Annotated in this window: 18 protein-coding genes; 8 read left to right on the forward strand and 10 right to left on the reverse strand. The window is 44.2% G+C overall.

Going from position 1 to position 18,870, the window contains the following annotated elements:
• Window positions 1-79: 79 nt before the first annotated feature.
• Window positions 80-1,090, reverse strand: a complete 1,011-nt coding sequence (locus Q9R24_RS04890; RefSeq protein WP_243474145.1) for a triacylglycerol lipase — start codon at window positions 1,088-1,090, stop codon at window positions 80-82.
• A gap of 389 nt (window positions 1,091-1,479) precedes the next feature.
• On the reverse strand, window positions 1,480-2,508 hold the full coding sequence (locus Q9R24_RS04895; protein ID WP_311203834.1) for a lipase secretion chaperone: 1,029 nt from the start codon (window positions 2,506-2,508) through the stop codon (window positions 1,480-1,482).
• A gap of 181 nt (window positions 2,509-2,689) precedes the next feature.
• Between Q9R24_RS04895 and truB the strand changes: the two genes are divergently transcribed.
• The 3 genes from truB (at window position 2,690) to Q9R24_RS04910 (ending at window position 4,968) form a co-directional block, all read left to right on the forward strand.
• Window positions 2,690-3,595: a tRNA pseudouridine(55) synthase TruB gene (gene truB, locus Q9R24_RS04900; protein ID WP_311203835.1), complete on the forward strand. Its 906-nt coding sequence runs from the start codon at window positions 2,690-2,692 to the stop codon at window positions 3,593-3,595.
• A 12-nt stretch (window positions 3,596-3,607) separates the two neighbouring features.
• Window positions 3,608-4,372 (forward strand): TSUP family transporter, encoded by a 765-nt coding sequence (locus Q9R24_RS04905; RefSeq protein WP_311203836.1) that lies wholly within the window; start codon window positions 3,608-3,610, stop codon window positions 4,370-4,372.
• A 134-nt stretch (window positions 4,373-4,506) separates the two neighbouring features.
• Entirely contained in the window at window positions 4,507-4,968 is a 462-nt protein-coding gene (locus Q9R24_RS04910; RefSeq protein WP_311203837.1) for a hemerythrin domain-containing protein, read from the forward strand.
• Between the two features lie 156 nt (window positions 4,969-5,124).
• On the opposite strand, the gene Q9R24_RS04915 is transcribed toward Q9R24_RS04910, so the two are convergent.
• The 3 genes from Q9R24_RS04915 to serA form a co-directional block, all read right to left on the reverse strand.
• On the reverse strand, window positions 5,125-6,003 hold the full coding sequence (locus Q9R24_RS04915; RefSeq protein WP_311203838.1) for an EamA family transporter: 879 nt from the start codon (window positions 6,001-6,003) through the stop codon (window positions 5,125-5,127).
• A 239-nt stretch (window positions 6,004-6,242) separates the two neighbouring features.
• Window positions 6,243-7,124 (reverse strand): EamA family transporter, encoded by an 882-nt coding sequence (locus Q9R24_RS04920; RefSeq protein WP_311203839.1) that lies wholly within the window; start codon window positions 7,122-7,124, stop codon window positions 6,243-6,245.
• Window positions 7,125-7,248: 124 nt separating this feature from the next.
• Window positions 7,249-8,481 (reverse strand): phosphoglycerate dehydrogenase, encoded by a 1,233-nt coding sequence (gene serA, locus Q9R24_RS04925; protein WP_005108551.1) that lies wholly within the window; start codon window positions 8,479-8,481, stop codon window positions 7,249-7,251.
• 355 nt (window positions 8,482-8,836) lie between these two features.
• Here serA and Q9R24_RS04930 point away from each other — a divergent pair, with 355 nt between their 5' ends.
• The 3 genes from Q9R24_RS04930 to Q9R24_RS04940 all read left to right on the forward strand — a co-directional run bounded on the left by Q9R24_RS04930 (window position 8,837) and on the right by Q9R24_RS04940 (window position 12,187).
• Window positions 8,837-10,246 carry an FAD-binding oxidoreductase gene (locus tag Q9R24_RS04930; RefSeq protein ID WP_311203840.1) on the forward strand — a complete coding sequence of 470 codons (1,410 nt, stop codon included), beginning with the start codon at window positions 8,837-8,839 and terminating at the stop codon, window positions 10,244-10,246.
• 141 nt (window positions 10,247-10,387) lie between these two features.
• Window positions 10,388-10,765, forward strand: coding sequence for a hypothetical protein (locus Q9R24_RS04935; protein ID WP_004281576.1), 378 nt, complete (start codon window positions 10,388-10,390; stop codon window positions 10,763-10,765).
• Between the two features lie 192 nt (window positions 10,766-10,957).
• Window positions 10,958-12,187 carry an MFS transporter gene (locus Q9R24_RS04940; protein ID WP_311203841.1) on the forward strand — a complete coding sequence of 410 codons (1,230 nt, stop codon included), beginning with the start codon at window positions 10,958-10,960 and terminating at the stop codon, window positions 12,185-12,187.
• Window positions 12,188-12,364: 177 nt separating this feature from the next.
• On the opposite strand, the gene Q9R24_RS04945 is transcribed toward Q9R24_RS04940, so the two are convergent.
• The 5 genes from Q9R24_RS04945 to Q9R24_RS04965 form a co-directional block, all read right to left on the reverse strand.
• A complete protein-coding gene (locus Q9R24_RS04945) occupies window positions 12,365-12,661 on the reverse strand; it encodes a DUF3817 domain-containing protein (RefSeq protein ID WP_004645001.1) in 297 nt (98 codons plus the stop codon).
• 120 nt (window positions 12,662-12,781) lie between these two features.
• A complete protein-coding gene (yccS, locus tag Q9R24_RS04950) occupies window positions 12,782-14,965 on the reverse strand; it encodes a YccS family putative transporter (RefSeq protein ID WP_311203842.1) in 2,184 nt (727 codons plus the stop codon).
• 129 nt (window positions 14,966-15,094) lie between these two features.
• On the reverse strand, window positions 15,095-15,637 hold the full coding sequence (sodC, locus tag Q9R24_RS04955; protein ID WP_224216246.1) for a superoxide dismutase family protein: 543 nt from the start codon (window positions 15,635-15,637) through the stop codon (window positions 15,095-15,097).
• Between the two features lie 122 nt (window positions 15,638-15,759).
• Window positions 15,760-16,890 carry an AI-2E family transporter gene (locus tag Q9R24_RS04960; protein ID WP_224216247.1) on the reverse strand — a complete coding sequence of 377 codons (1,131 nt, stop codon included), beginning with the start codon at window positions 16,888-16,890 and terminating at the stop codon, window positions 15,760-15,762.
• Between the two features lie 128 nt (window positions 16,891-17,018).
• A complete protein-coding gene (locus Q9R24_RS04965) occupies window positions 17,019-17,663 on the reverse strand; it encodes a ParA family protein (RefSeq protein ID WP_005249839.1) in 645 nt (214 codons plus the stop codon).
• 124 nt (window positions 17,664-17,787) lie between these two features.
• Here Q9R24_RS04965 and Q9R24_RS04970 point away from each other — a divergent pair, with 124 nt between their 5' ends.
• Together Q9R24_RS04970 and Q9R24_RS04975 are read left to right on the forward strand one after the other, a co-directional pair.
• On the forward strand, window positions 17,788-18,255 hold the full coding sequence (locus Q9R24_RS04970; RefSeq protein WP_004645008.1) for a Holliday junction resolvase-like protein: 468 nt from the start codon (window positions 17,788-17,790) through the stop codon (window positions 18,253-18,255).
• Between the two features lie 26 nt (window positions 18,256-18,281).
• Entirely contained in the window at window positions 18,282-18,860 is a 579-nt protein-coding gene (locus tag Q9R24_RS04975) for a hypothetical protein (protein ID WP_004732353.1), read from the forward strand.
• Window positions 18,861-18,870 lie beyond the last annotated feature (10 nt).

Here is an 18,870-nt window from a genome sequence, read left to right on the forward strand (position 1 = left end):
TTCCCGATCGCGGATAGGTCAAATAAAAAGAACCAGAAAAAAAGCCTATATTTCAGCTGAAAATACAGGCACTCTGGGGTTATAAACCTTCTAATTTGAGTCGGTTGGCATGCTGGCGGTAGAGGGCGACCGGATCTGGTGCAAACACGCCTTTCAGACCAAACATCATATTGGCCAGGTCCGTATGATTGAGTTTGTACTGGTCATGAATCACCTTGCCCATGAACGCACTACAACGTGAAACCATGCCATCATTGTCTTTACTGCCATAAGATAAAGGGCCGAGCTGCATCAGGATCGTATCAATATCCAGGGCATTGGTGGCTTGGGCCACACCCGTCCATGAATAATAATGAATGCCTTTACTATCTTTCTGTTTTAAATTTTTATTGCAGTTTTCTGTAGAAGCCAATACGCCATCTTTGACCACCTGCTGTGCCACTGTGGCATTAAAAGTATTTGAACCGGTCTGGCTCAGGGATTTCATGGAAGCATCAAAATCAATTTCCAGTTCAGGCTTAAACTGACCCAGTGCAATCAATGGACCAATAATATAATCACCTAAAATGTTAAAGGCGGTACGCGTCAGGCTATTGTTCTGAATATCATCTGCCACTTTGGAGCCATGGTAGGTTCCTGCAACGCCGGTAATAGAGGCGATATACTGCGGCTGGGTCGCTGCAACATACAGCACTGTTGGTCCACCATGGGAATGGCCAATCAAGTTCAGTTTTTGCTTTCCGGTAATTGCCAGAACCTCTTCAACCTGATGGATTAGTTGTTCTCCGCGATGCATCGTTGTATTTGCCGGCGATAATTGTGCAGCAAACACGGTTGAACCATTACGTGCCATATCCGGCAGAATCTGATACCAGTAATCCAGCCCGATACTATCGGTGCCAATACGTGACCAGCCTAACCAGCCATGTACCATCAGGATGGGATATTGGGTCTTGGCATAGTCAGACCGGCTCTTTTCGATGACTTGTGTTGCACTCGCTGCAGCCTGAGTCTGTGCAGAAAAACTGAATCCCAGAGTGGTCGCTAAAGCCACAGTCAGTAACTGGGCTGTCTTGCTGAAAGTATACATAGCTGTCCCTTTTTAAATTTTATCGTTATTCAAGCAATCATTGCTTTTTGTAGAGTGCTGCAAGCCACAAATCAGACGATGAAAATACAGTTTTGGCCTTCAGTGGCTGAGCAATTTTTCTTTTGAAGAAGCGGTATTTTTTCACTTCAGAGGTCTAAAACCATGTCATTTGGGGACATGCAGGACAGGAGGAATTTACATTGTAAATATTTGTTTTATTAACAGATGCATTTGAATAGAAAGTCTTTGAAATCATTAAACTTTGTCTAAGTTATTTTGTGTAAATACGAAATATTTGGAAACAACTATAAAAGATCATTCTGAGAAAAATATAAAGTTATCAAAAGGGCATTTATAAAAAAGCCATCAACAGGTGATGGCTTTTAGGCTTAGTCAGCAAAGGGCAGTTTGGCTCCCTGATCATGAACCTGTTCAAAGGTTTCTACTCGCAGCTGTTCTTGCGGTGTATTAAAATGTTTGCTGCGAAGCTGGGCAATGGCTTGCTGTTTGGCGCTATCGGACATGCCGGACTGGGTAATCTGATCCCGTTCATCTAAATAGCCAGTCACCCGGTTTTTCCAGTCGCTGCGTTGTACATCCAGTTGTTCCAGTCGTTGTGTTGCCTCAGGACCGACCAGATTTATCCGCATCTGTCGGATTTCATCACGGGAACCACCACGGGCTTTAATATCAGCGGTGAGTTTGCGCAGATCTTCCAGTTTATTCAGTTGTTCCAGATTTTCCTGCCAGTCCTGCGGGAGTTGCTGAAACAGTGCTTGGAGCTTTTGCGCTTTTTCAGTCTCCGTTAAGCTTTTGTCCGCCAGTACGCTCATCCGGTCCAGGGTATATTCATGATAGGCGTCTTCTGTGCCGAACAAGCCCTCAATTTCATACTTGGAAAAGTATTGCTGGCGCAAATTCTGGGTACTGTTATAGATGCTACGATAATAGGCAGGATCTTCCTGATTCAGCCCGGCCGGTGCAGTGAGCTGGCCCAAACCCTGACGGTACTGGATATAACGGTCCCATAAATCCAGAATTTGCGAGAGTGCAGGCTCTTTATGATTCTGGCGAATATAGTCTTTAAAATCCTGCTGGATCTGCTGCAGATTTTTTTCACCGAACTGGGTAATAAAATATTCAAAACAGTTGCGGGTCTGTTCATTCACAATCAGACGGTTGCTGGCGTCTAGCTGCATCTGACAATTAATTTCGGTATCTTGCTGGCTGGCACTGGGGAAAGCTGCATTGGCAGGGCCATTGACCAAGAGTGCGGTTTGCTCTGCCTGAGTTTCAGTTAAAGGCGTTTTTATCCCGGTATCCGCTTGGGTATTTTCTTTTGGAGACAGCCATAAGATCAGTGTGAGAATACACAGCACCAGCAACGCCAGAATGATCCATATTTTATATTTCTGCATATCCTATGCACCTATTTTCTCGTTATTTCATTATTTTTAGAGGTTTAAGCTTTTTAAAAGCGTTGAGTTGTTCAAACCGGCTCAATATGCCATAAAAATCATTAGAGACTATAGAAAAGTTGTAAATCCTCTCGCAGGGTTTTACCATGACGCCAATTTATAAAATGTCTGATTTTTTGCCATGAAAGCATCATCTCCTAAAATTCAGCGTCGTCATCTTAGTGGTGTCTTCCTGCTTAATAAGCCTTTGGGCATCAGTTCCAATGCTGCATTGCAAAAAGTCCGCTGGTTGTATCGTGCACAAAAAGCCGGCCATACTGGCGCGCTGGATCCGTTGGCATCCGGTTTATTGCCTGTGTGTTTGGGGGAGGCGACCAAGTTTTCGCATTATTTATTAGATTCGGTCAAGCGTTATCAGACGACCGTATTTTTGGGACATAGCACCACTACGGGTGATGTGGAAGGCGAGGTGCTTCTGGAAAAAGCAGTTCCTGAATTATCCGAGTCTTTGATTCAAGAAACACTGGCGCAATTTATGGGTGATATCCAGCAAGTGCCGCCGATGTATTCGGCACTGAAAAAAGAAGGCCGTCCTTTATACGAACTGGCGCGCAAAGGTATCGAGATTGAACGTGAAGCACGTCCGATTACCATTTTAGTGATTGAGCTTATGTCCTTTACGGAGAACAGTATCACGCTAGATATTACCTGCTCTAAAGGGACTTATATCCGGGTTTTGGGGGAAGATATTGCCAAAGCGCTGGGAACTTATGGCCATCTGACTTATCTGCACCGTATCAAAACCGGCCATTTTGATTTGATTCCGAGTTATACCATTGAATATCTGGAAAGCCTGAGCGAAGCAGAGCGTGATGCACTGTTGTTGCCGGCCTATGCGCCGGTTGATCATTTTCCAAAAGTGCAGATACCCGAAGGTCGTGCAGAATATTTTAGCCGCGGCATGGAAAGCAATATCGAACATGAAGCAGCTGAACAGGTGCTGGTTTTTGATGGCGAGAAATGTCTGGGACTGGCAGAAATCACCGACAAAAAACGTCTGGTACCCAAACGCGTCCTGAACCTTTAATCGAGCCAATATATGGAAATTGAGATCATCATCAGTCTGGTTGTCTTTGCATTTTTTGCAGGAGCGATTGATGCTGCCGTGGGCGGTGGTGGTCTGATCCAGATCCCGGCAATTATGGGGAGTTTACCGCATTTACAGCCTGCTACGGTCTTTGGCACCAATAAACTCGCGTCCATTTGTGGCACCGCTTCTGCGGCATTTTCCTACCTGCGTCAGGTAAAACTGCCCTGGCTGCTCTTGGGCGTAATTGCACTATGCAGTTTTGTCAGTTCTTTTATGGGTGCAGCCAGCGTTACGCTCATTCCAGTCGAGATCCTTAAGCCTTTCGTGTTGGTCATGTTGATCGTGATCGCAATCTATACCTTAATGAAAAAACAGTTTGGCCAAGTGCATACCGAACAAAAACTGAATCGGAAAATGCTGATTCTGGCCGGTTTGGGCAGTCTGGCGATAGGCTTTTATGATGGTATCTTTGGTCCGGGCACCGGCAGTTTCTTTATTTTCTTTTTTATTCGATATTTAAGCGTCGACTTCCTGCATGCATCGGCCTTATCGAAAATTGCCAATTTCACCACCAACCTGGCCGCCTTAAGCTTTTTTATTCCCAGTGGCAATGTGCTGTTTATGATCGGGACAATGATGGCGGTAGCCAATATTTGTGGTTCCTTGGTCGGGGTGCGTTTGGCATTTAAATATGGCAGTGGCTTTATCCGGATTTTATTCCTGATTCTGGTCAGTCTGCTGATTTGCCGGATGGCATACCAGATGTTTTTTTAGATCTAAACCCGATGTAAATCATTCTCGATATTAAAATTTCTTAACAAATCACTGTATAAACTGCGTCTGAACCTGTTCTGAAAATCTTCTAGAATCAATGATATGAAAAATAAAACAATCGGAGAAATATCGGAATGACGACTATTTTTGAAGCATTAAGAGAGAGTCATGAGATTCAGCGTGATCTTGCAGAAAAACTATTACAGACTTCCGGGGATACACCAGAACGCCGCGAGCTGTTCAAGCAACTGAAAAATGAATTGTTTGCCCATGAAGCTGCGGAAGACCGTTATTTTTATATTCCCTTGATGATGACCGATTCGGGCCTGAATATTACCCGCCATGCCTTGGCCGAACATCATGAAATGGACGAAATGATCGAGGAACTGACCGCAACTGAATTGAGTAATCCGGGCTGGATTGCCATGGCCAAAAAACTTTCCGAAAAGGTGCATCATCACTTAAAAGAAGAGGAACATGGTTTCTTCCAGCAGGCCGGTAAAATTCTGGATGAAAAGCAGAAGACCGCTTTAGCAGTGCAGTACAAGAATGAATACCAGCGTTATAAAGACATGAAAAAAGATATGCTGGTATAAACTAAGTTTTAAATTCAAATTGAATAAATAAAAAGGATGGCTGTAGTGCCATCCTTTTTATGCCAATTTATCTACCTTCTATATTTTTCTTTCAAAGCAAGTAAAATATAGAATGGATAGGATATTTAATTAGTTGTTCAAATTTCAATAAGACTTTTAAGCATTCCGCTCTGCCGATCCTTGACGTGCGGCACGTACAGTCACACCGACTGATGCTAGCATGATACAGATCAGTGCCACGGTCTGAAGAAGCGTAATTTTTTCGCCTAATAGTACAAAACCGGCCAGTGCAGCCAAAGCCGGAGACAAGCTGGACAGGGTTCCATAGCTGGTTTTATTCAAATGCTGAAGTGCCTTTAAATCCAGAGCATAAGGAATGGCTGTTGCCAGCACTGCAATGATAATTGCCTTGCCCCAATACTGGGTATCAATCAGCGCTGGTGCATTGTTATATAGTCCAATGGGTAGCAAACACAGAGCAGAAATGCTAATCGCAATAGTCAGTGCATGCATGCCGATATTTTGCTGCACTACACGTTGCCCGAAGAAAATATACAGTGCCCAGCATAAACCCGCACCTAACGCACAGGCGGCGCCGAGCAGGTCGAAATTACTGCTATTGGCCTGTCCCCATGGCACCATTAAAGCAATGCCTAAAATGGCCATCAATACCCAAATATAGTCACTACGATGTTTAATCGAAATGAGGGCTAGGCCGAGCGGACCAATAAATTCCAGACCAACTGCAATTCCCTGCGGTAATCTTCCTAGAGACAAATAGAATAAAATATTCATGACCCCTAAAGCAGCGCTATAGCAGAGCAAATATCGCCATTTCAAAAAAGGCAAACGGGGAATAATTTTCCAGGAACGAAACATCACGCCGACAATGATCGCTGCAAAACAGAGTCTTAAAATGGTCACTGTGATAGGGTCAAGGACCAGAAAAAGTTGCTTGGCGAAGGATGCACTGATCTGGTACGACATCATGGATAAAACCATGTACAACACAGCAAGGAGTTGGGCGTTTGGCATGGGAGTTACTTACACCAGAAAGGTGTAATCAGGACATGGAAGAAAGCGGGATTATAGCAAAACGGTTAATTTTTAATGAGTAGGGGTGGAAATAATTTTAAATTTAAAGTTACTTTTAAAAAGAGAAAATTTTGATCTTAGAAGAGTATTAGACTGAATTTATCGACTTTGAGTAGGCTTTTCCAGCTAATATTTTTTAAATTCAAAGTGAGTAGAATTTCTTATAACGAATTTTAAATTTAAAAGTGCTCAACTGTATTTTTTCTTCTTTGACTGGTCACCGTACAACCCACTGAAGCACTGATAATCGTGGCTAATGCCAGCCATTGTGTCCACAACAAGGTTTCACCTAGAAAGACCAGCCCCGAGAGTGCGGCAATGGCGGGTTCCAGACTCATCAAAGTGCCGAAACTGAGTGCGCTTAAATTACGCAGTGCGATCATTTCCAGAGTGAAAGGCAGGGCACTGGCCAACACAGCCAAAGCCACAAAATATAACAAACTCATCGGTTCAAAAGTATGTGCCGGCATGCCTGCCAAGAGCGCAATCGGCATCAGCACCAGCATGCCGACAAACATGCCCAAGCATACAGTATGATTGCCAGAAACGCCTGAAGGTCTTTGGCCGGCAACGATATATAAAGCCCAGCAGGCACCGGCACCCAAGGCGAATGCAATCCCGATTGGATCAAGTGGCTGGGCAGCTTGATCAAAAGGGAACAGCAGAACCAGCCCTAAAATCGCCAGTCCGACCCAGACAAAGTCAAATTTTTGCCGTGCATAAAACAGGGCGACACTTAAGGGGCCAATGAATTCAAAAGAGACAGCAATCCCCAGTGCCAGGCGATTAATCGACAGGTAAAACAAGAGGTTCATGCCGGCCAGAGCAAGGCCGTAACTGATAATGGCTGGCCACTTGATCTGTCTGAAATGGATTTGCCAAATTTTAAAAATCAGTGCCAAAATCACAGCACCTAACAGCAGACGCATGGCTGAAACGGTCAGGATGGGAAACTGACCGAACAGATATTTGGCAAAGGAGCCACTGCTTTGCATACTGATCATGGCGATCAACAGAATTAGTGGCGCTTGCACAATAGGTGCAATTTTAAAATTCAGCATGACTAAATAGGTTTCGATTGCTCGAATAGCGGAAGAGCAGCATAAGCTGAAAAAGGTTTAAAAATACAAACCTTAAAAACAAAAAACCACAGCCCGAGAGCTGTGGTTTTTCTACAATATTGAATTAGAACAATACGCGTGCGCGGATTGTACCTTCAACATTCGAAAGCATATCGAGTGCTTCATGAGATGCAGCAGCATCGACATCCATCACCAGGTAACCGACATCGCCTTTAGTCATCAGTGACTGGCCAGAGATGTTGATGCCTTGTTCAGCAAACAGGTTGTTGATTTTAGACAACACGCCCGGAATATTTTGGTGGATGTGCAGTAAACGGTGTTTGCCTTCAGTCAACGGCAATGCGATTTCTGGGAAGTTCACCGCAGAAAGCGTCATACCCTTGTCAGAATAAGCCACGAATTTCTCAGCTACTTCCAGACCGATGTTCGCTTGCGCTTCCATCGTAGAACCGCCTACGTGTGGAGTCAGAATTACGTTTGGCAGGTTACGCAGTGGAGAAACAAATTCTTCACCGTTTGCTTTAGGCTCTTTCGGGAATACATCTACCGCAGCACCAGCAATGTGACCAGATTTGATCGCATCTGCCAGGTCTTCGATCACGACACAGGTACCACGTGCCGCGTTGATGAAGATTGAACCTTCTTTCATTTGCGCGAACTGATCTTTGGTCATGAAGTTACGTGTAGACGGAACATCAGGAACGTGTAGAGAAACCACATCGGCATTTGCCAAAAGTTCGCCCAAGCTACCGACTTGACGTGCATTACCTAAAGGCAATTTAGTCACTGTATCGAAATAGATCACTTTCATACCCATGCTTTCAGCAAGTACAGAAAGTTGTGAACCAATTGAACCGTAACCTACGATACCTAAAGTTTTACCACGTGTTTCGAACGAACCAACTGCAGATTTGTTCCAGCCGCCTGTGTGTGTATCTGCTGATTTTTCAGGTACACGGCGAAGGAGAAGAATTGCTTCAGCAAGTACAAGTTCAGCGACTGAACGCGTATTTGAGTAAGGTGCGTTAAAGACTGGAATACCGCGACGCATTGCAGCGTCCAGGTTCACCTGGTTGGTACCAATACAGAAACAACCGACAGCAATCAGTTTGTTCGCAGCTTCAAAGACTTCTTCAGTCAATTGAGTACGGGAACGAATACCGATGAAGTGAGCATCTTTAATCGCTTCTTTCAACGCTTCACCCTCAAGCGCAGTCTTACGATAATCGATGTTGGTATATCCAGCAGCATTTAGAGTGTCGATTGCATTCTGGTGAACGCCTTCTAACAACAAGAAACGGATTTTATCTTTAGGTAGAGATAGATGTTGGCTCATTACGGCTCCGCTACAAAGGCCAAATTTAGTCGCGGTATAATAGCACAGGAAAAGCGCACTTATACATTTCCTTAATGACGCTCACATCAGCTATTCTGGCAAGATATATTGATAATAATGATCATGGTGTTTGATTTAAATCTGCATTTTCAAAGGTATATTATCAAAATTGTCATTTTTCGCGGGAAACACCAAAAAATAGCTTATAATATTGCGCCATGGTTATTAAAGCAGCGTGATCCGGTGCTTTAATAACCATGTTTCGCCTGATTTGTATTCATGTTTTTATGCATAAAAAATGTGCAAATGAACCAGCGAAGTCTCTCTTGTTTAAATCATGCTAGGTCTGCAAACGATGAATGCTCCAGTCGCTTTAACCCCTGAGTTATTGACCCAATTGACTGCAATTGTGGGTGAAAACCGTATTAAAACCGATACGGACAGTCTCCAGAATTGGGGTCGCGATCATACGAAGCACTTTGATCCAAACCCGTCAGTCGTCGTTTTTCCGTCGTCAACTGAGCAAGTTCAAGACATCGTAAAACTGGCGAACCAATTTAATGTTGCAGTGACTCCATCGGGTGGTCGTACCGGTCTTTCTGCAGGTGCAGTCGCAGCCAATGGCGAGATCGTGGTCAGCATGGACAAGATGAACCAGATTCTGGAGTTTTTCCCGGCAGATCGTATGGTGCGCGTACAGGCAGGTGTGGTGACTGAACAGTTACAGAACTATGCTGAAGAGCAGGGCATGTATTACCCAGTTGACTTTGCTTCGGCAGGTTCATCGCAAATTGGCGGTAACATCGGCACCAATGCTGGCGGCATCAAAGTGATTAAATACGGCATGACCCGTAACTGGGTACTTGGCCTGACCGTTGTGACGGGTAAGGGCGATGTATTGCGTCTGAACAAAGGTATGATCAAGAATGCAACCGGTTATGCGCTACAACATTTATTTATTGGTGGTGAAGGTACGCTGGGTCTGGTGACGGAAGCGGAAATCAAGCTTGAACGTCAACCGCAAGACCTGCAAGTGATGGTACTGGGTGTACCTGACTTTGATGCGATCATGCCGTTATTGCATGCCTTCCAGGCGAAAATTGACCTGACTGCATTTGAGTTCTTTGGTGAACTGGCGATGCAGAAAGTCTTGGCCCATGGTCACGTGCAACGTCCATTTGAAACTGAATGCCCATTCTATGTATTGCTTGAGTTTGAAGCGCCGTTTGAGCCGATTATGGACAAGGCGATGGAAATCTTCGAGCATTGCATGGAACAAGGTTGGGTGCTGGACGGCGTAATGAGCCAAAGCCTTGATCAAGTAGAAAGTTTATGGCGTTTACGTGAAGATATTTCTGAATCTATCGCGCCGTTTATTCCATATAAAAATGACATCTCAGTTCTGATCACGCACGTTCCTGCATTCATTAAAGAAATTGATGCGATTGTTTCAACGAATTACCCAGACTTTGAAATCTGCTGGTTCGGTCATATCGGTGACGGTAACCTGCATTTGAATATCCTGAAACCTGAAAACTTAAGCAAAGACGAATTCTTTGCCAAATGTCAGGTAGTGAATAAGTATGTCTTTGATACCGTGAAAAAATATGACGGTTCAATTTCTGCGGAACATGGTGTGGGCATGACCAAGAAGCCATATCTTGAATATTCGCGTTCTGCGGAAGAAATCGAATATATGAAAGCTCTGAAAAAAGTGTTTGATCCAAATGGCATCATGAATCCGGGTAAACTTTTCGATCTTTAATCGGTCGGAATTGAAAAAAGCGCATCGAAAGGTGCGCTTTTTTATTGCTGTGTAAAGACAGTTACAGAGTCTAAATGGTTTTGTACTAAGAAGCTCGGCATGATAGGTTGGAATAAGAATGATGATAAAGGGTTAAATAATATGTTCCGGATATTGGCAGTCGCAACTCTCGCTTTTGGTATATTGGGTTCAGGCTGTGCAACTGCTCAACAGGTCATTGCAAAGGTACAGTCATCTTCGGATACGCCTTTGGAACAGGTTTTACAATTAAGACCGGACTTGCGTAAGGAACTGGCAACAGTTGAGTTGCGCCAGTTCTTTGACAAGGTAGAGTCGCCCACGATTGGACAGGTCAAAGTCACTGAAACTGGGTTAATGGATGATTCGGTACGTTCAGTACAGACCATTTATTATTTTAAACGGGAAGATAACAGCTGGATGCTGGAAAATACCGAGAAGTTGTATCGTTGTGCACGAGGTTCAAATACCAAGACTTTCCAGAAAGCAGTCTGTCCATAATAGTGTTTGATCTTTAGACAGATTTTGGTTAAAAGCGTATCTAGAGGATGCGCTTTTTTATTTGGAAGATTATCTCTACGATCAGTTATATTTATTCAGAGCGTTTGAATATCTCATCTGCTAAAATTATTTCTTTCTATTTTAGACAAAGTTCAGTCTGTTAAAACGGGCAGACTGACAATAAAAACTCCCATGCAAAATATCCACACCCAAAAACTGACCCGTGCCACACTTATGTTCCCGCTGGCACTGGTCCTGTTTGAATTCTCAGTCTATATATGTAATGACCTGATTCAACCGGCCATGCTGGCGATTACCCGTGATTTTGGTGTGAGTAGTTCGTGGGCGCCATCCTCCATGTCCTTTTTCCTGCTGGGCGGGGCATTTGTCGCAGCGATTCTGGGACCTTTATCCGATCGTCTTGGACGTAAAACGGTACTGCTCGGCGGTGTGGCATTTTTTACGGTTAGCTGTCTAGCTATTTTGTTGACACCTAATATTGAAAGTTTCTTATTTCTGCGCTTTTTACAGGGCTTTGGCCTGTCCTTTATTACCGCTGTAGGTTATGCCGCCATTCAGGAAAGCTTTGAAGAACGTGATGCCATCAAAGTCATGGCACTGATGGCCAATGTGTCTTTGCTGGCACCCTTGCTAGGACCAGTGCTGGGTGCCTTTATGATTGATCATATCTCCTGGCATTGGGGCTTTATCGGGATTGCATTTCTTTCATTTCTGAGCTGGTTCGGCCTAAAAGCCAAAATGCCAAATCTGAAAGTCAGTATTCCCAGACAGCCGGTCAGCTATATTCTGGATGACTTTAAACAGGTTGTAAAAAATAAGCGCTTTGTGATTATGACTGTAGCCTTGCCTTTGGTGAGTCTGCCTTTGATGTTATGGATTGCATTGTCACCAGTGATTCTGGTCGAGCAATTTGGATTCAGTAGTGTGCAATATGGTCTGGCGCAGTTTCCGGTCTTGGGTGGCCTGATTGCAGGTAATCTGATTTTGCTGAAAATTATCGATAAAATGCCGCTGGGTAAAACCGTATTATTGGGTCTGCCACTGATGCTGTTGGGTGCCGGTTTATTGATGTTGGGCTTATTGATTCCAGAGTATTTTGTTCATTGTCTGATTATCGGCACCACCTGTATCAGTCTCGGTGAGGGTGTAAGTTTTTCGGTACTGTACCGTTTTGCACTGATGTCTTCAGAAGTGTCCAAAGGTACGGTGGCTGCGACGGTTTCTATTATCCTGATGCTCAGCTTTTTTGTGGTAATTGAAGCAGTAAGAATGGCATATGAAGCTTATGATATCTGGGCCTATTGTGTTGCCTCTTTGATTCTGATTGCACTCTGGTTTACTTTGCCACGCATGCAACTCAAACAGTTAATGCTGGAAAGACAAGAGCGTGGGGAGTTTTGATTCCTTATTAAGGGAAATTATAAATTATTGAAATCATATGTTCAGTATTGAATTTCCCTCTCCTTTTAGGAGAGGGCTAGGGTGAGGTTAAGTATTTAATAAGTTCCCTCTCTAACTCTCTCCCAAAGGGAGAGAGAATTTTCTTTTGACTGATCTAATTATATTAGGATTCTACAATTAAGCTTCAGCGGGCTGTTCCAGCTTCTTCAGTTTCATATCAAACAGGAATGGACCGAAAGGCAGAATCGAAGCGATTAAACCCATCACAAACATGCTGAGAGACCATTTCTGTTTTTCACATACTGCGAATAACACCACCAGAAACAGCACAAACAGTACCCCATGACCCATACCGACATATTTGACCAGAATCGGATTATCCATCATATATTTCACTGGCATCGCGATAAATAACAGCAGCAGGAATGAAATCCCTTCAAGCAAACCGACCAGACGCAAAGTTTTGATGTTCATAATACATATTGATTTAACCGAATTAGTTCTGAGTGTACCGAATATCACCTGAATATTGAATCTTAATAATAAAGATATATTCAATATTTTTAATAAGTTATAACCAAGTAAGGCAGTTGGTTATTTAATCTCGGCACCTAATAATTCATGACGTAATTTTAGTAATTCCGGTAAGGTTTCCAACAATAAACTGATCTGTTTCAGCATCAAAAGCAGATGTGCTGACTGGTTTTCCTGGGTACTTAAGCGTTGAATTTCTGCCAGTTTATGATCGATGTCGTAGGTAGCTAAAGGCTGTTGTTGCAGTAATACCCCAGTTAAGGTTTGCTGACACCAGCGCATTAAAACCAGAATTTGTGCATCAGTAACCTGCTCACGGTGACTCCCCAATGCTGCAATATAGCTGAGCTGGCTATGGCTATAAACCAGATAGCGAAAGGCACTTTTAACCAGTTGCGGATCTGGATTCGGTTCGGTACTCAGGCTTGAAATCATGCTGGATAAATCAATCTGTGCATTGTGGGCCAGACGCCGTGCAGTCCGGTAAGCAATACTGTTATCTTTACCGTTTTGATATTGCTCGACCACTGCAGCAAAATAGTCCAGCGTAGCAAGTGATGATTTTTTAATATTGCTGGAAATATTGCGGAAATTCCAGTCAGGCCAGATCCAGCTTACTGCCATCCAGGCAATCAGACAGCCTATGAGGGTATCAATAATACGCGGTAAAATAATGGCATAACCGGCACCTTTCAGGTTAAAAATCAGGAGTACCATCAAGGTCGCCATAAGAGTGGCCATGGCATATTTTTTGGAACGTAGATAGAAAAAACCGACACCAAAAATCACTGTCAGGAGTAACTGACCTTCGACACTTGGCACAAAATACAGAATGGGAACGCCCAGCATGACCCCTAATAATGTTCCTAGGGTCCGCAATTTGAGCCGGCTTTTGGTGGCAAAATAACTGATCTGACAGACAAACAGGCTGGTCAGTAAAATCCAGTAGCCATTTTTCGCAAAGGGCAATAATGAAATGGCATAGCCGACTAGAAACACAATGGCAATCCGCACAGCATGCCGAAAGAGTGCCGATTGCGGACTCAAGTGCGGTTTGAGTTTCAGCCAGAGATCTGTGCTATCGCGAATATCATCATCAAACAGACTCAGGTCATCAAAATGCTGCTGATAGCGTGGCTTATACAGTGCCTGTTGATCATGCAGGTGTTGTAACTGCTCATGTACACTCAGCAGATTGGCCAGAATAAGCTGTAAATTTTTAACTTCAATATTTTGTGGGTGTTGAGCAATCCAGTCCTGCATCGATTCCTGTAAATGTTTTAATGCCAGTTCATCATCTGCAGACAGATAAAATTTTTCATTGCGCAGCACACAGCCTGCCAGATGCTGACAGGCGAGGGCTTGCAGGCGGATATTTTTTTGAATCCGGAAAATCAGGTCAGTGCGGCTAAAATGCTGTTCAATCTGTTCATAATGCAGATAATTGGCCGTGGCCTGTTCATGAATATCCTGCATCAAAAAATACAGATTCAGCCAGTAAATGGTATTGCGATTGGCACGCGAAGCTTTGAGTCGGGTCAATAGCGAATCTTTGCTGCGGTTAAAACTCTGAATGACTAACGTATTTTTAAGTGACAACTCATAGAGCAGGTTTTCAACATTTGGATGCTGGTCCGGATCAAACAGTTTGGCTTTACTCAGCAATAAATCCGACATGTGCTGCAAGCTTTGTGCGAGATTTTCCTGAACCTGCAAGGTAGGACGCAGCAGAAAAAATAGAATAGACGTCAGGCCGTACCATAGCGCCCCAATGACAAAATAAAGCGGCTGTTCATACCAGTGCTGATATTCGCCCAAGCCAAACATGGTATAGATTGACAGTAAAATGGTGCCAAATGAAATTGTGGCATAACGTTGGCCTAAGGCGCCCATTAGAATAAACAGCGCACTCGACAGTGACAGCCACAATGCAAACCAGAATTTATGCGGAGCAAGAAATTCCAGAATGCTGCTGACACTAAAAAACAGAATGATGACCAGTAACAGGTTGCGCAAACGCAGGCTTAGCCGGTCATCAAAATCAGTCAGTGCCGTGGCAATTGCCCCTAAAGTTACTGGAACGATCAAGAACTCATAACCCAGAAACTTCAGACCGAAAGTAGTACCTAAAAACACCAGCAGGATCTGCAGGCAATAAGTCATCAGCGCACTGGACTGAAAGGGCAGCAGGGCAGGTTTTATAATTTTAACAAAAGTAGCAGTCGCAGGTCGGGCAGCATTCACAAGGACAGGATCCGGAAAGTAAAAACGCAAAGTTCTGAATGCAATTTAGACGCCAAAATAAAAGAAAAATCCATGAAAAAAACGAGCATGTTGCCCGTTTTTCTATTTAGTCATTGGCATGAAGGTGTTTTAGATCACACCACAGGCAATACGTGCACCGCCGCCGCCCAAGGGTAATGGGTTGTCGGAATAGTTGTCGCCACCGGCATGTACCATAATCGCACGACCCTGAACATCAGCCAGTTTCAGACGTGGCGCAAGCAGGGTGACACGTGCAGTTCCGTCAGTATTGACTTTCAATGCGGGTAAATCACCGAGATGACCGGTCACTGGCGTACCGTGATGCGGTGCCTGATTTGGATTGTAATGGCTACCTGCAGCCAGTGCTGCGCCCATCTTGCCGTCTTTCATGGCAGGCGCGCATGAACCATTTTCATGAATATGGAAACCTCGTTCACCCGCAGGAAGTTGTTTCAGGTTGGTACGAATAACCAGACCGGCTGGGCTGTCACTAAGTAAGACGGTCCCAATCTCTTGGCTCACGCCTTGAGCAGTTACTGCATTCACAGTCACTGCTCTGACCACTTCATTTGATGGAGAGGTTGAGGCACAACCGGTAAAAAGTGCGGCGCTTAACGCGCAAAGTGTCGTAATTTTAAACAATGAAGACATGATTTTGGCATCCTGATCTTTATTCTGTTTTGTGGATTCATTTAAACAGAGCAAGATCAGAAGCTCTATATAGAATCAGTACTTAAATGTTTTGTTTTGTTTAAGTCGATTCTATCTATGCTTTAAGGTGCTTTGGGCGGTGTGTCTTGTGTTTCCGGATCAATCTCATGTGCCATGGTGGCTTTAGGCATCATCAAAGGTTCATTCAGATTACTTTCATGTAACCATTCACGCCAGATTGCAAGCAGTACAGCCAAAATCACCGGGCCAATAAACACCCCGACCAGACCAAAACTGGCAATACCACCCAAGACTCCAAACATGATCAGCAGGAAAGGAATCTGGGTTGCGCCAGAAATCACCAGTGGACGAATGACGTTATCGGCAGTACTGACAATACAGACACCCCACACCATGACCCCAATGGCTTCAATGGTTTGTCCTTGTGAAAACAGCCATAGCGCCACCGCACTATAGGCGAGGGGTGGACCAAAGGGGATCAGGGCAAAAATAAAGGTCACAATGGTTAAAACCATCGGATTCGGCACACCTGCAACAAAATAGCTCAGACCAGCCAATAAGGATTGTGCAATTGCGGTCAAACCGACGCCATATACTACGGCACGTGTAGTCGCAGAAATGGTGGAAAAATAATGATGTACACGTGGACCGACCACCATTTCAAAGGCTTTACGCACCTGATTTAAAATGGTCTGACCATCACGGTAGAAGAAAAACAGCGAAAGTATCGCAAAACATAATTTAAAGATGTTTTTGCTCACTTCATTCAACACCACTTTGCCGTAATTCAGATGGCCTTGAATCCAAGTCGATACCGACAGTGCAATACTCTGCGGATCAGTGTTAATTTCATTTAAGGTTCGGGTAATTTCCTTGCCGACAATCGGAAGCCCGCGAATAAAATCAGGGACATTCAGGTGACCGGAAAACACTTGTCGTTGCAATTCAAAATACAGGTTACGACCTTCGTGCTGCAGCATGAAAATGGCGAAAATAAACGGCAGGCCAAAGACCAGAATCACGGCCAAGATCATTACGGTTGCACTTAATGTCGGTCGATTGCCGCATAGGCGTAACACCGATTGATACAAGGGCCAAGTCATATAGGCAATAATGGCTGCCCAAACTACAGGAATGATGAAATACTTGAGTATATGAAAACTCAAAAAAATCAGGATAAAGAACAATCCAAATAATAAGACTTTTTGTAATGTAGGCGCGTACTGTTGCACTGAATTTAATGACTCATTTTTTAGGTCGTGTTCAGGCATATTAACTGAAAAAAAAGCGATCGAAAATGATAGCTAGCCAAGTAGCGAGATTATTTTCCCAAAGCTATACCACGATTCAGATGATTGACTCAAAACCACTGACTCGGATCATCAATAATGGCATTCAGTACCGGTTGCCATTGAGCCTGCAGCTCACGGTAGATTTTCTGAGGTTTATCAAAGACGGACAGGCCTTCCATAGCCAGTCGGCTATAAGGGGCACGTTCCGAAATCCAGGCCACTGGCTGCTGGTCGATCTTGTCAAAAAATTGTTGTATGTCCTGATTGCTGGCGGCATTTGGTTTGGTACGGTTGGCCAAAAGTAAAATTTCAACCTTGCCCTTACGGATGCGTTTAATATCCTGCAAATGTTTGAGAAAACGGCGGGTCGAATCGATATCAAAAAAAGAAGGCTGGATCGGGATGATAATCGCATGTGCTTCACTGATCAGCTGTTCGGCATGATCATCGGTCAAAGCACCTGGTGCATCAATAATCAGGTATTCGATCTGTTTCGGCGCATCACCAATGGACTTGCTATTGCGCCAGTCCAGACTTTGGATCTGCGCTGCCTGTGCCGGACGATGCTTGAGCCATTGCAATGTTGATTTCTGGTTGTCGGCATCGGCCAATGCCACCTTATAACCCTTTTGTGCGAGTGCTGACGCCAAACTAATGGCTGTCATGGTTTTGCCACAACCGCCTTTCTGATTCGCAACTAAAATTGTTTTCATGACTCAAGGTGATTTTATTCTGTTCCGGCCTAGCATATCATTCTTTTCAAGTATGCAAATGGCCGAAGTCCTCAACTTCAGTCGAATGCGATGCTATAAAAATCAGGCAAATTAGGAAGATTGAATGTCCATATGGATGGCCATGCTGATTGGCGCATGTATCGGGGTGGTATTGACCACTATTATTTTAAGTCAAACGCGTAATGGACGGATCAAGGCCGAATATGAGCAATATATTGCCGAGCTGGAACTGGAGCATCAGCAGTCTCTCATTGCCGCGCAAAAACGCAGCGTGAATACCAGCCGTGCCGTTCTCAAAGGCAAAATGGCGGAACAGCTCGCGCCGATCATGCCGGAATTTCAATATCTGCCGAGTGATGCTAAGTTTCTGGGTGATCCAGTCGATTATGTGGTCTTTGATGGTTATACCGATTTTCGTGATGGCGAAGGCGATGCTGAAGATATTGAAGTGGTCTTGATTGACATTAAAAGTGGCGGAGCACGTCTGACCAAAGGCCAGCAAGCTATTGCCCGTGCGGTTCAGGAAGGACGGGTACGTTTTGAAACCATTCGGATTGATTTTCAGGATTAACCAAAATCCAGTGAAGAATAAAAATTATGCAAAAATTACTGATCACTGCGCTGCTGTTTATGCTAGGACTCTGGGTGTGGAATGAATTTTTTCGTGCCATTCCGCATCTACAAGAAAAGGGCGTACTTAAAAACTTTAAAGTAGAACCCGTTAAGCGCATTTCCGCGACTTATATTGTGCATGATCACCGTTTCGTAAAACCTGATCGTCGGGTGCTGCATCAGGCCAGCCCTGTGGTGGGGCATTTTAATGATCTGGCCTATCTGAGTAATATTGATGTGCTGTTGCTGACTCAACCGCTGCCCGCTATACAGGCAAAACTGGAGTTTGATGAAGCAAAACGCTGCTATCAGCTCGAAGGACAAACCAATAAAGCGGAGCGTGACTTCGTCAATACGCATGTACAGTATTTTAGTCTGATTGCTGCCACTGAAAAAATTGCCGATCAGATTCGCCGGCTAAAATCGGGGCAGAAAATCACGCTCACTGGTGATCTGGTGACAGTTCATTCAGGCACGACTGGACAAGAATTCCGGGTCGGGACGGGCTCTGAATATCGTGCTCATTGTCAGTTGCTGCAAGTAACCCACCTTCAGCCACACTAAATATAAGATG

The organism is Acinetobacter sp. RRD8 (assembly GCF_031844225.1).
Taxonomy (GTDB): domain Bacteria; phylum Pseudomonadota; class Gammaproteobacteria; order Pseudomonadales; family Moraxellaceae; genus Acinetobacter.